Origin of the sequence: Flavobacterium ginsengisoli (genome assembly GCF_029625315.1) — a bacterium.
In the GTDB taxonomy this organism is placed as follows: domain Bacteria; phylum Bacteroidota; class Bacteroidia; order Flavobacteriales; family Flavobacteriaceae; genus Flavobacterium; species Flavobacterium ginsengisoli.
The window spans coordinates 1,764,021-1,777,530 of the sequence record NZ_CP121110.1 but is presented as its reverse complement, the minus strand read 5'-3'; the positions used below and the strand labels follow the sequence as shown (position 1 = coordinate 1,777,530).

Annotated in this window: 12 protein-coding genes and 3 pseudogenes; 9 read left to right on the top strand and 6 right to left on the bottom strand. The window is 32.1% G+C overall.

The window, feature by feature from the left end; translation table 11 throughout:
* Positions 1-156: 156 nt before the first annotated feature.
* On the top strand, positions 157-441 hold the full coding sequence (locus P5P87_RS08285) for a hypothetical protein (protein ID WP_198857087.1): 285 nt from the start codon (positions 157-159) through the stop codon (positions 439-441).
* 25 nt (positions 442-466) lie between these two features.
* Here P5P87_RS08285 and P5P87_RS08280 read toward each other — a convergent pair whose 3' ends face one another.
* From P5P87_RS08280 to P5P87_RS08255, 6 genes and pseudogenes are all read right to left on the bottom strand, one after another.
* Positions 467-769, bottom strand: coding sequence for a DUF6787 family protein (locus P5P87_RS08280; RefSeq protein WP_111366773.1), 303 nt, complete (start codon positions 767-769; stop codon positions 467-469).
* 31 nt (positions 770-800) lie between these two features.
* A complete protein-coding gene (locus P5P87_RS08275; RefSeq protein WP_198857088.1) occupies positions 801-1,238 on the bottom strand; it encodes a DUF6146 family protein in 438 nt (145 codons plus the stop codon).
* Between the two features lie 174 nt (positions 1,239-1,412).
* Positions 1,413-1,976, bottom strand: coding sequence for a DUF937 domain-containing protein (locus tag P5P87_RS08270; protein ID WP_198857089.1), 564 nt, complete (start codon positions 1,974-1,976; stop codon positions 1,413-1,415).
* 103 nt (positions 1,977-2,079) lie between these two features.
* On the bottom strand, positions 2,080-3,030 hold the full coding sequence (locus tag P5P87_RS08265; protein WP_278022213.1) for a D-2-hydroxyacid dehydrogenase: 951 nt from the start codon (positions 3,028-3,030) through the stop codon (positions 2,080-2,082).
* 142 nt (positions 3,031-3,172) lie between these two features.
* A pseudogene (gene serC, locus P5P87_RS08260) lies at positions 3,173-4,244 on the bottom strand (3-phosphoserine/phosphohydroxythreonine transaminase).
* A gap of 93 nt (positions 4,245-4,337) precedes the next feature.
* Positions 4,338-5,405 (bottom strand): acyl-CoA reductase, encoded by a 1,068-nt coding sequence (locus P5P87_RS08255; RefSeq protein ID WP_278022212.1) that lies wholly within the window; start codon positions 5,403-5,405, stop codon positions 4,338-4,340.
* A gap of 160 nt (positions 5,406-5,565) precedes the next feature.
* Here P5P87_RS08255 and P5P87_RS08250 point away from each other — a divergent pair.
* From P5P87_RS08250 to pncB, 8 genes and pseudogenes are all read left to right on the top strand, one after another.
* Positions 5,566-5,917, top strand: a pseudogene (locus tag P5P87_RS08250) (4Fe-4S dicluster domain-containing protein).
* A 171-nt stretch (positions 5,918-6,088) separates the two neighbouring features.
* Entirely contained in the window at positions 6,089-7,252 is a 1,164-nt protein-coding gene (locus tag P5P87_RS08245) for a hypothetical protein (RefSeq protein ID WP_278022211.1), read from the top strand.
* A gap of 275 nt (positions 7,253-7,527) precedes the next feature.
* Positions 7,528-8,622 carry a redox-regulated ATPase YchF gene (ychF, locus tag P5P87_RS08240; RefSeq protein ID WP_278022210.1) on the top strand — a complete coding sequence of 365 codons (1,095 nt, stop codon included), beginning with the start codon at positions 7,528-7,530 and terminating at the stop codon, positions 8,620-8,622.
* A 233-nt stretch (positions 8,623-8,855) separates the two neighbouring features.
* A complete protein-coding gene (locus P5P87_RS08235) occupies positions 8,856-9,533 on the top strand; it encodes a TIGR02117 family protein (protein WP_278022209.1) in 678 nt (225 codons plus the stop codon).
* A 128-nt stretch (positions 9,534-9,661) separates the two neighbouring features.
* Positions 9,662-10,577, top strand: a pseudogene (locus P5P87_RS08225) (YihY/virulence factor BrkB family protein).
* Between the two features lie 117 nt (positions 10,578-10,694).
* The gene (locus tag P5P87_RS08220) at positions 10,695-11,219 is read left to right on the top strand and encodes an NADPH-dependent FMN reductase (RefSeq protein WP_198857097.1); all 525 of its coding nucleotides are present in this window, start codon (positions 10,695-10,697) and stop codon (positions 11,217-11,219) included.
* Positions 11,220-12,194 (top strand): transglutaminase domain-containing protein, encoded by a 975-nt coding sequence (locus P5P87_RS08215; RefSeq protein WP_278022206.1) that lies wholly within the window; start codon positions 11,220-11,222, stop codon positions 12,192-12,194.
* Between the two features lie 79 nt (positions 12,195-12,273).
* Positions 12,274-13,449: a nicotinate phosphoribosyltransferase gene (gene pncB, locus P5P87_RS08210; protein WP_278022205.1), complete on the top strand. Its 1,176-nt coding sequence runs from the start codon at positions 12,274-12,276 to the stop codon at positions 13,447-13,449.
* Positions 13,450-13,510: the final 61 nt, after the last annotated feature.

Sequence of the window (13,510 nt, the reverse complement as noted above, 5' to 3'; positions counted from 1 at the left end):
CCCAAATTCCAAAAAGAGCGAGTTGATTTTATAAAATCTAAAATTTAAAATCGGTACGTAAATTGATATGGGAATATTGAAAATTAAATTTAGAAAAGAAATAATAGTATTTCGAGAATAATTTTTAATTTCGATTAACTTAAAAATGAATGTGTTATGCAAGATTTAGAAGTTGCAGAAGATGACAGAATGTCGAAACTACTCATTGGATTGGTTTTGGACGGAATTGGTATGATTTCTTTTTCGATTCCGTTTCTAGGGGAGTTTTCAGATGTAATTTGGGCGCCGATTGCTGCTCTAATTATGTCAAGAATGTATAAAGGAAGAGTAGGGAAAGTGGCAGGAGTCTTGACTTTTCTGGAGGAAATATTGCCTTTTACTGATGTTATTCCGTCTTTTACTCTTACTTGGATTTATACTTATTTCTTCCAGAAAAAATAAAAAAGTTAAGAGCTATAGAAAGGAACTAATCCTTAAATAAAAAACCAAGTCCCATGTTTTTAAGCATTTTCTTTTCGAAGTTCCAAAAGAATTTAAATTGCCCAAAAATAGTTCCGATCGCAACTAATAAAACTTGGTAAATTGGAAAGATAATTATAAGGCGAATGAGTGTAAACCAGCCTCCAAAATCTTCTTTAGTAATTCCCAGCCAAACGCAGAATGGTTTAGACAGCCACGCAGATGCCGATCCTGTGATGGCAAAAACGATAAATATAATTATGGCTTGTAAATTGGAGGTGATTCCCCAGCGTTTTTTTAATCTGTTCATTGCTATTTGTAATGATTACAAATATAGTATATTATCTTGAGGGAACATAACCCCAAAGCTTTTGTTTGTAAGTATTTTGAAAATAAATCATGTAATTGTAAATTAAGTAATTTACTTCGTAGCCATAATGAATATCTGGGCGATAATCAATAGACATTTCGTATAAATTTGGATTGTAACGCTGTGGTTGTAAAACACGATTGTTCCATTCGGTTACGTACAGATTGTTTTTGTTTTCAAGATATTGCAATGAATAATAGTTTCGTGGATAGGCTCTAGAAGCGAGCCAAGTAGAGAATCCATTATCAATGATGATAACTTCGTATTCTAATGAATCATTTGCAATTCTAACGGTATCATTTACTTTTTTGTTTGGTGTAGCAGTATCTGTACTGGCGATATTCTTAGAAGCCGATGAACACGCAATAATGGTAAATAAAACAATTAATATGGAAATGCACTTTTTCATGTCTTAAATTTACGAATATTTTTGTTAGGTTCAGAGAGGCAAAGGTTCAAAGTAACAAAGGTTTAACTTCTTGCTAAAAAACTCAAAAAAAGGATTACAATTTTGTAATCCTTTTTTTGAGTTTTTTAAAAGCCTTTGTCGCTTTGAACCTATGTAACTTTGGGCCTTAAAGAGTTATTTGCTTCCAAACAACTTTCCAATAAAACCTGCGATTCCTCCTTTGCTTTTGGTCACTACAAGAACATCTGCAACGTCAACTTTTCCGTCGTTGTTTTGGTCAAGGCCAAATTGCATTCCGTATTTAGAAATGGTGTCCATTATTCCCGAAGCTTGTCCGCTGTTTCCTGAAATTGAATTTATAATATCTGAAATTTGAAAACTGCTATCGTTCGGATCTTTTGCTTTATTCACTAGAGAACCTAAAATCTGTGGAATTAAATTGGAAGCAACTCCATTTGAATCGGCACTGCTTAAACCGAATTTTTCGCCAAGATTTCCACTTAGTTGTTGCTGAATTTGTTGCACTACCGGATTTGAGCTGTCAATGGCTGAACTTCCATTGAATAATCCAGCAATTTGATCAGTTCCGCCTTCAGAAACAATCTTTTTTAATCCTTCAAAAATAGAATTGCTGGTTTCGCTAATAACAGCTTCGTTATGTTCATTTGGGATAGCGTTATTGTTTACAACTGCATCACCTCCATATTGTTGCACTAATTGAGTTAATTGTTCAAACATGATTTTTAGGATTTAGATTAGAACTCAAATTTAAACAAAAAAAGAAAGGGATTTATTAAACAATGTTAATAAATCCCTTTGCAAGTAATTTAATTATAAGTGATTAGCTTAACAAAGTAATAATTTGTGATGCTAATTCAGTACCAATTCTGTCTTGTGCTTCTCCAGTCGCAGCTCCAATGTGTGGAGTTAATGAAATTTTAGAGTGCATTAAGATTGCCATTTCTGGTTTTGGTTCGTTTTCGAAAACATCTAAACCAGCAAAAGCAACTTTTCCTGAATCTAAAGCTTTTACCAAAGCTACTTCATCAATAACACCACCACGAGCACAATTCACGATTCCAACACCATCTTTCATGATTTCAAGTTCTTTTTCTCCAATGATATAACCATTTTGAGCAGGAACGTGCAATGTAATGAAATCAGCTTCTTTAAATAAAGACTCTAAAGATTGAGAAACGATTGTAGTTGTAATTGATTGTCCGTCGAAAAATTCAACTTTTACATCAACTTGAGGAATAAAACTATCAGTCGCAATAACTTTCATTCCTAAACCAAGAGCCATTTTTGCAGTAGCTTGTCCGATACGACCAATACCAACAATACCTAAAGTTTTTCCTCTTAATTCAGTTCCGTTAGCATATGCTTTTTTCAAACCGTCAAAGTTTGAATCTCCTTCTAGAGGCATATTTCTGTTAGAATCATGCAAAAAACGTACACCATTGAATAAGTGACCGAAAACTAATTCAGCAACAGATTCTGAAGATGAAGCTGGAGTATTAATTACATGAATTCCTTTGCTTTTAGCATAATCCACATCGATATTATCCATACCAACACCACCACGACCGATGATTTTGATACCAGGACAAGCGTCGATTATATCTTTACGAACTTTAGTTGCACTACGAACTAAAATTACGTCAACATTATTTTCATTGATATAGTTAGCTACTTGTTCTTGAGCTACTTTTGTAGTTATAACTTCAAATCCACCTTTTTCTAAGGCTAGAATTCCGCTTTTAGAAATTCCGTCATTTGCTAATACTTTCATTGTGTGTTTATTGTTTATTTGGTGAACCGTTAATTTGTTTAATCGATAAACCAATTTTTAATTTTTTCTTTTTTGATATTTTTCTAAAGGAAATGTTTTTACGATTAAACAGTTAAACAAATTAACGATTAACCGAAAAAAATTAAACTTTAGCTTCCAAAGCTTTCATTACATCAACTAAAACCTGAACGCTTTCAATTGGCATAGCGTTGTAGATAGAAGCTCTGTAACCACCTACAGAACGGTGTCCTGGCAATCCAGAAATATTTGCGACTTTCCATAAAGCATCAAAAGTTTCCGTGTGTTCAGGATTGTTCAATAAGAAAGTTACGTTCATATTTGAACGATCTTCTACTGCAGCAGCACCTTTGAATAACGGGTTTCTGTCGATTTCAGCGTAAAGTAATTCTGCTTTAGCGTTGTTTAATTTTTCAACAGCAGCGATTCCGCCTTTTTCTTTAATCCATTGTAAAGTTAAAAGAGAAACGTAAACAGCAAATACAGGTGGAGTATTGTACATACTTTCTCCTTTAATGTGTTTAGCGTAATCTAGCATACTAGGAATTGTTCTTCCGTTTTTGCCTAAGATTTCTTCTTTAACTACTACCAATGTAGTTCCAGCAGGTCCCATATTTTTTTGAGCTCCAGCATAGATTAAGTCGAATTTAGAAAAATCTAATTCACGTGAAAAAATATCAGAACTCATATCGCAAACAACAGGTACGTTTGTTGCTGGAAAATCTTTCATTTGAGTTCCAAAGATAGTATTGTTGCTTGTGCAGTGGAAATAATCAGCATCAGCTGGAATTTCGTAACCTTTTGGAACATAAGTATAATTGTCTTCTTTTGAAGAAGCTACGACAACAGTATCACCGAAAAGTTTTGCTTCTTTGATTGCTGCAGTTGCCCACGTTCCCGAATCTAAATAAGTCTGCTTTTCCGTTTTCTTTCATTAAGTTGTATGGAGCCATTAAGAATGCTGTGCTGGCACCACCTTGTAAAAATAAAGCCTGATAACCTTTTCCTTGAAGTCCTAATAATTCTAAAGCAAGGGAACGAGCCTCCTCCATAACTGCAACGAAATCTTTGCTTCGGTGCGAGATTTCAAGAATAGATAACCCTGAATCATTAAAATTTAAAATTGCTTTTGATGCCTTCTCAAAAACTTCCTGAGGTAAAATACTTGGTCCTGCGCTGTAGTTGTGTTTTTTCATGGTTGTTGTTAATAGTCGAAAATTTTAAAGACGCAAATTTCGGTAATAAGAGCCGAAAAAGCGTTAAAATATTCGAAATAATTAAACAATTTATTACTTTGTTGTTAACAAAAACGTTATAGTATCGACATTATCTGCGTAATCCCACAATTGCGGTTTTTGCGTTTCGCCAAATGCAATACTATTTGTAGTTAAATTACTGCTAACAATACATTGAATTTGATCTGTGTCTTCCTGAAGGCGTTTTTCTAGATCTTCAAGGTTTTCGTAGTATTCATAAAAAACACTAGAAATAGGCGAAGCGTAGCTTGAATCTTCTTTTAAAGTCAAGAATCCGTTGTCTAGTAATTTGAAATTACTCATTAAAAATACAGCTTTGTTATAATCATAATTATTAGCGTATTTTTCATAATGAATAACGTCTTGATATTTGAACATGGCTTGGAAAAAAGCATCAAAAGTATAGCCTTTTGGAATAAAAAGCTTGGAAACATTTCGACATCCTAAACCAAAATATCTAAAAATATCTTCGCCCAATGCTTCTAAATCTTCGTTGGTTTCTTTTCCGGTTAAAATCGTCGCCGAATTTCTGTTTTTACGAATGATTGAAGGTTTGTCTTTAAAATAATATTCAAAATAACGAGAAGTATTGTTGCTTCCTGTAGCGATTACAGCGTCGAAGTTTTCTAGTTTTCCTTCTACGAAAGTGATTTTGTTTTTGAAATCTTCATCAACAGCAATTAAATATTTAGCTAAAAATGGTAATAAATGCTGGTCGTTTGAAGAAGTTTTGATTAAAGCTTTGTTGCCTGTAATTAAAACCGATAAGAAATCATGAAAACCTACTAAGGGAATATTTCCTGCTAAAATCAAAGCAATAGTTTTTGGATTCTCATTATTTTCTTCAATTTTATAAACAGAAAGCCATTTGTCAATATTTTCTTTTGTCAAAGCTTCAGCCCAAGATTGTATAGAGAAATAAACCTGTTCAGGAGTATACCATCCATTATGAGATTGCGATAAATGAATCAGGTTATTGAAATCATCAAAAAAGAGATCATTATATAAGACGTCAGATTTTTGCGCAGAAGCGCCTTCAGAAAACTGACTTAAAAATTTTCCTAATTCAACAAAAACACTTTTTTTTGTTTCTAATGTCATAATGTTTGTTTATGAATTGTTTTGATTGTAATTTTGCACAAAAATAAGCATAATTAAGTCGAAAGTCAAAAGTCATCAAGTCAAAAGCAAAGAATGTCTTTTGTGTACTTTTTTCGGACGATGAGACTATACGACTTTTAACTTTAAGAAAAATAAAAAGATGGCAATTATTATAACTGACGAATGCATCAATTGCGGGGCTTGCGAACCAGAGTGCCCAAATACAGCAATATATGAAGGAGCAGATGATTGGAGATATAAAGACGGAACTAGTCTTTCTGGAAAAATTGTTTTACCTGACGGAACTGAAGTAGACGCTGATGATGCGCAAACTCCAATTTCTGATGAAATCTATTATATTGTACCTGGAAAATGTACAGAATGTAAAGGTTTTCATGATGAACCGCAGTGTGCTTGCTGTTTGTCCTGTTGACTGTTGTGTACCTGATGACAATCACGTTGAGGACGAAGAAACTCTACTAGAAAGGCAAGCTTTCTTACATAACGAGTAAGAATAATTGTTTGATAAATTATAGAATCCTGAGTTGGAAAACTCAGGATTTTTTTTATCCTGATTTCAGGTATTTTTAAAAGTTAGTTTTTTGATAATTAATGTTTTAAATTTTTGAGTGTTGATTTATTGTTAAAAAATTAATACTTTAGTTGAAAAAATAACAATGCCTATGAAGAAAATGCTACTTTTATTTGTTGTTTTATTTAACTATGTAAGTGTTTTGGCGCAAAACGAAGAGTATTCTATTATTGTTAAGGATATAGAGACTATGGAGCCAATACAAAATGCTACAGTTAAAATAATGAAAACCCAGCAGATTTTATTGAGCAATGAAGAAGGAAAAGTTACTTTTATGCTGACTGGTGGATCTAATGTTCAGGTTTCTGAAACTAATTACGAAGATTTGACCGTACGCTGGACTTCTTTAAATGGAGATCAAAAATTTGTTGTTTATTTAAAGAGTAAAAACAATAAATTAGATGAAGTAGTTTTATCTAAAGAATCTCCAGAAAAAATACTGCAGAAATTGGTTAACAATTCTACAAAGAAAATTAGTATATCCCATAGACAGAAAGTATATGTGAGAGAGTTTTTTATGCTCGACAATCAGTATACGTATTATAATGATGGATTGGTAAATTTTCAATTTGATAAAAATAATAATGCAACTACTTTATTGGTTGAACAAAATCGTTCTTATGGATTATTAGAAGAAGATGTAAGTGCTGATTTGAAAGGGTATAATTTGAATAATATAATGGAGAATTACTCAAATTTCAAATACTTAGAACCATTATTAGATCCAAAAGCCAAAAAGGAATATGATTTTACAACCAAAGGACATTCAAAAAACAAAGATTACTACATAATGTCAGTTGTTCCTTTGGATAAAGCCAAAGAAGCAATTGATAATTTTGAAATTATTTACGATCCTGAGAAAAAAATTATAGTAGAATTTACCATTTCGGTTACGCCTACAAGTCTCGATAAAGTGGTTGAAAAGACAAAAGAGGGTGATAAAAATATTACAAAATCGTTTGTTAAAGTAAACTACAGATGGGACGGAAATGATTATTATTTATTGAGTTCTAATGAAGAAATTGGCTATAATGTTGTTCTAAAAGATAAAACTAAAAATGTGCAAGTAAGAAATAGTTTTATCACAACAGGTTTTAATAAACAAAATTTCACCTATAATGAAAGTGATGTTTTCAAGGAAAAATCGCTCTTTAATAAGAAAAATAAAATCTTGACTAATTATTGGGATATTTCGGGATTTACGGCAACAGATCAAGAAAAGGCAATTATTGCATCGTTAGAGTTTAAATTGTAATTAATAAATGGAAAGAAGAAATCCTGGGCTTTATTGTTCAGGATTTTTTTTATTGAAAAAAGAAAAATTTTAAAAGAAAAGTAGAATAATAAATCTGAGAAGTAAAAAGAACTGTTTCTTAAATTTTATTAATACAAATATTTAATTCGCGAAAGAGTTATTAAATCTTATATTTGCAAAATTTTAATGCCCAAAAAGAGCATTTTGTCAATTTTTAAAAAGCATAACAGGTCTAAGAAATTAAAGACCGATTAAAATAATATAGAAACAAACAGATGAAAGCAGGAATTGTAGGATTGCCAAATGTTGGAAAATCAACATTATTTAATTGTTTATCTAATGCAAAAGCGCAAAGTGCTAACTTTCCGTTTTGTACAATCGAACCTAATATTGGTGTTGTAAACGTTCCAGATCCAAGAATCAATAAATTGGAAGAATTGGTTAAACCAGAGCGCGTTCAAATGGCAACTGTAGATATCGTAGATATTGCAGGTTTGGTAAAAGGAGCAAGTAAAGGTGAAGGTCTTGGAAACCAGTTTTTAGGAAACATTAGAGAGTGTAATGCTATTATTCACGTTTTACGTTGTTTTGATAATGATAATATTGTGCACGTTGACGGAAACGTAAATCCAATTCGTGACAAAGAAACTATCGACATCGAATTGCAGTTAAAAGACTTAGAAACTGTTGAAAAACGTTTAGAAAAAGTAAAACGTCTTGCAAAAACCGGAAATAAAGAAGCTCAGGCAGAAGAAGCTTTATTAAACAGAATTAGAGAAGCTCTTTTACAGGCAAAATCTGCAAGAACAATTATTCCTCAAAACAATGATGAAGAAGTTTTGATGGAAGCTTTTCAATTAATTACAGCAAAACCAGTTTTATATGTTTGTAACGTTGACGAAAGTTCAGCAGTAAACGGAAACAAATATGTTGATCAAGTTCGTGAATTAGTAAAAGACGAAGAAGCTGAAGTTATTGTACTTTCTGTAGGTGCAGAGGCAGATATCACAGAATTAGAAAGCTACGAAGAGCGTCAGGTTTTCTTAGAAGATATGGGATTAGAAGAGCCAGGAGCATCAGTTTTAATTCGTGCGACTTACAAATTGTTAAAACAGCAAACTTATTTTACAGCTGGTGTGAAAGAAGTTCGCGCTTGGACAATCAACATTGGAGCAACTGCGCCACAAGCAGCAGGAGTTATTCATACAGATTTTGAAAAAGGATTTATTCGTGCAGAAGTAATTTCATATGACGATTACGTTCATTATGGTTCTGAGGCAAAAGCAAAAGAAGCTGGAAAATTCAGAGTTGAAGGAAAAGAATATATCGTGAAAGATGGTGATGTAATGCATTTCCGTTTTAACGTTTAGTCTTTTTTAGAGGAAAAAAGAAAGAACAAAGAACAAAGAGAATAGACTAAACTGCTGGAGAAATTCAGCAGTTTTTTTATGTTTAAAATGAAAATTAAATCCGTTTAAATCCGCGCTTTCGCGAAAGCGAATCTGTAAAATCCGCGTCCCATTTTAGCAACTGAAAAATTTTTGGCTCAAAAATTGGTTACAGAAAAAATAACCAATTACTAATCTAAAATCAACCAATCAAAATGCTAAAAAAAACATTCAAAATCCTAGGCTGGACACTTTTCGGAATCTTTAGTTTTCTTGCTTTGTACATTTCTTCTGTTTTAATTATTTCAAAAATTACAGTCAATTCTGATATTGCAAAAGTCGAAGAACAAGATGCCGTTCCCATTTACATTCTTTCTAATGGAGTTCATACTGATATTGTTGTTCCTATAAAAAATGAAATCAAAGACTGGCGAAACGAAATTCAATTCAGTCAAACTCAATCAAAAGATTCGTTAATGAATTATATTGCTTTTGGTTGGGGAGACAAAGGATTTTATCTTGAAACACCAGAATGGTCAGATTTAAAAGCAAGCACAGCCTTTAAAGTCGCTTTCGGGATTAGTTCATCTGCTGTACATGCTACATTTTTCAAGCAATTAAGAGAAGGAGATGACTGCAAACGCATTTTGATTTCAAAAGAAAATTATCAAAAATTAGTCAATTATATTTCAAACAGTTTTAGTGATTCAGTTCATCCACAATGGATTGAAGGGCATAGTTACGGAAGAAAAGATGCTTTCTATGAAGCCAAAGGAAGTTACAGCCTTTTTTATACTTGCAATACTTGGGCCAATAATGCCCTAAAAGCAGCCAATCAAAAAGCGAGTTTATGGACTGTTTATGATAAAGGGATTTTTTGTCATTATAAATAATAGATAAAAAAATATTCCGTTATGAATATTTCGTAGGTAGTGGGAAAAATGTAAAACTCAACGAAAATCCAAGAAGTAAGGAATTTTCATTATTGCTTAAATTTGAGTGAATATCAAAAAATCAGCAAATGAAAAATCATAATATCTTTTCGAAAACTTGGTATTTATTAAAAACAACATTTTTAGAATTTAACGATGACAATGCGATAAAGTTAAGCGCAGCGTTATCTTATTATACCATTTTTGCTTTGCCTCCTTTGTTGATTATTATAATTACCATTTGTGGCTTCTTTTTTGGGGAAGAGGCAGTCACAGGACAATTATATGGTCAGATAAATCGATTGGTCGGGAATAATGCTTGCTGTACAGATTCAGGAGGCAATCAAAAATGTTCAATTATCAGACAGTAATGTCTTTGTAACCGTATTTGGAGTTGTGATGCTATTAGTTGGTGCATCAGGAGTCTTTGCTGAAATTCAGAGTTCGATCAACTACATTTGGGGGCTTCGTGCAAAACCAAATAAAGGCTTGAAAAAATTTATACAAAACAGATTGATGTCATTTTCGATGATCGTTTCTGTTGGATTTTTAATGTTGGTCAGTTTAATGCTCAATGCTACACTCGACGTTTTAAATGCCCGTTTAAAACTTTATTTTCCAGACACAACAATATATCTTTTTTATGTTGTGAATCTAGTGATTGTTTTTGCCAGTATTACATTGCTTTTTGCAATTATATTCCGAACTTTACCAGATGGAGTGATTAAGTGGAAAGATGCTTTTATAGGGGCCTCTTGCACTGCAATTTTGTTCATGATAGGTAAATTTGCCATAGGAGTTTACTTAGGAAACTCAACAGTTGCAAGTGTTTACGGCGCAGCGGGTTCTGTAATTATAATTTTGGTTTGGGTATATTATTCGGCTATTATTTTATATTTTGGAGCAGAATTTACAAAAGTTTATGCCAAAGCTTTCGGTGGAAGTATTTCGCCAAATGATTATTCTGTAGAAATACAAAAAGAGATTTTTGAAATAGAAAATTAATATTAGACCATATAAGTAATATAAGAAAATTTAAGTTTGGCTTCTTTAAATTAAAAGACAAAGTTTTTTAAATGAACTTATATTACTTATGTGGTTGAAAAAACAAATACCACAAATATGAAAATAATAGCCTTTGGAGGAAGTAACAGTAAGCACTCAATCAATAAACGTTTAGCTACTTATGCATCAAGTTTATTTGAAAATGCAGACGTTGAAGTTTTAGATTTGAATGATTTTGCAATGCCAGTTTTTAGTGTTGATCTTGAAAAAGAAGTTGGTCAGCATAAAGTTGCACAAGCATTCTTAAACAAATTGAAAGAAGCTGATATTTTAGTAGTTTCAATGGCAGAAAATAACGGAAATTATTCTGTTGCTTTCAAAAATGTTTTCGATTGGAGTTCAAGAATCGAAAAAGATGTTTTTCAGCATAAACCAATGTTATTATTGGCAACTTCTCCAGGCGGTAGAGGAGGCGCATCTGTTTTAGGAATTGCACAGAATCTCTTTCCTCGCTATGGAGCAGAAATTAAAGGAAGTTTTTCATTGCCAGCATTTGGCTCGAATTTTGATTTACAAGAAAATAAAATCTCTAATCCAGAATTGGATCAGGAATTGAAAGATATTATTAAATCAAATTTTTAAATGCCACAAAAAAAGATTGCCCTTATTTTCCTTTTATTAAATAGTATTTTTATCAATTTTGCTTTTTCTCAGAAGATTAGCGAAGTTGATAAAATAGTTGCAAAATACCCAAAAAGCTTTGATAGCACAGAGAAATTAGCTGACAAAATCGAAAAAGATTTTGATTCGGATTATGATCGTGCTCGTGCTATTTACAGCTGGATTGCTTTCAATATAAGATATGATTACAATGCGTATTTGAATCCTCCAAGAGTGCAAGGTTTCAATTATTCTTCAGAAGCCGAAAAACAGCGAAAAATAAAACAACTGAATGATAATCTAATTCAGAAAGCTTTTAAATCTAAAAAAGCAGTTTGTGAAGGTTTTACAGCTTTGTATCAGCATTTAGCAGAGCTTGTAAACTTGAAATGCGAAATAATTCGAGGCGATTCAAAAACAAATTTGAGAGATATTGGCCGTAAAGCGACTTCATCAAACCACGCTTGGAATGTTGTTTTAATTGATAAAAAATGGCGTCTTGTAGATGTTACTTGGGGACAAGGATATTATGATATCAGTAAAGGAAGGATGGTTAACGATTTTAATCCTGTATATTTTGATACTAATCCCGAGTATTTCTTTGCAAAGCATTATCCAGATTCGGGAACTTTTCTTGGAGACAGAATCAGTAAAAGTGATTTCTTAGATGGACCTTTAATTTATAATAAAACCATAGAAAACGATTATAAAATAAAAACTCCAAATTTGGGAATAATCGAAGCTAAGAATGGCGATAAAATCACGGTCGAGATTAAAAATGTTTCCAAATCAAGCCAGGTTTTTTATTTAAACAGAAAGAATCAGCCAGTTAAAGTTCTTAATCCGAAAGAAAAGCGCGGAAGTTTAGAATTTCAAATTCTAATTGATAAAAATATCGGAGATTACATCACGATTTTTATAGACACAGAAAGCATTGTTTCTTTTAAAATTGTTTAGTAGAAATTAAGAAATCTACAATTTTTGTGTTTTCTGAAATTAGCGTATCTTAGCAAGGAATGAAAAGAACTTGAGTGCTATGGAAAATACTTTTTTGAAATCAATTTTAGACAATGATTTCTATAAATTTACAATGCAGCATGCTGTAATTAAACTTTTTCCAAAAGCAAAAGTTCGTTATGGATTTATAAATCGAGGTAAACATGTCTTCCCAGAAGGATTTGCAGATTTACTTCGAAAATCTGTTGATGCATTATCTGAGCTTCATTTAACAAAAGAAGAAAAAAGTTATTTAGCCCATTATTGTCCTTATCTTGATCCTACTTATTTAGATTTTCTGCAAGGTTATAGTTTTGATCCGTCTGAGGTTGAGATTAGTCAGGAAGGTTCAGAAATTTCAGTAACAGTAGAAGGTTATTGGTATAGGACTATTTTATGGGAAGTTCCTTTAATGGCGCTTATTTCGGAGCTTTTTTATAAATCAAATCATTTAATTCGTTTAAATGATGAAGCCATAAAAGAGCTAACAAAAGAGAAAATCGATAATTATAATAAATTAGGAGTTTCGATTTTAGAATTTGGAACAAGAAGACGTCATTCTTACGATGTTCATGATTTAGTCAATGAAACTTTAAGAACCTACGGCGGAAACAGTTTTATTGGAACAAGTAATGTGCATTTTGCAATGGTTAACAATAGAAGACCTTTAGGGACGCATGCTCACGAATGGTTTATGTTTCATGCTGCGCAATATGGTTTTCAGGTGGCAAATTTTATAAGTCTCGAAAATTGGACAAAGGTTTATGGCGGTGATCTCGGAATCGCTTTAACAGATACTTATACAACAGAAATATTCTTCAATCAATTTGATAAAAAATATTCTAAACTTTTTGACGGTGTTCGACATGACAGTGGCGATCCAATTGAGTTTGCTCAAAAAGTGATTGCCCACTATAATAAAATGGGAATCGACCCAAAATCAAAAGTTATTGTTTTTTCAGATTCTTTAAATTACGATAAGGTAAAAAAGATTGTCGATTTCTGTCAGGACAAAATAAAAATGTCTTTCGGAATCGGAACAAATTTCACTAACGATGTTGGACTTCCGGCTATGAATATGGTTATAAAACTAACCGATACAAAGCCCGATAATGTACATTGGCAAGGAGTGGTCAAACTTTCAGACGAAAAGAACAAAAATACAGGAACGCCCGAAATGATTGCATTGGCAAAAGAAGTACTCGGAATCAAATAGTATTTTTTTGCTGAAAAAGCAGTTTTTTATAATTTTAATGTCCATTTTATTTTAAAATCAA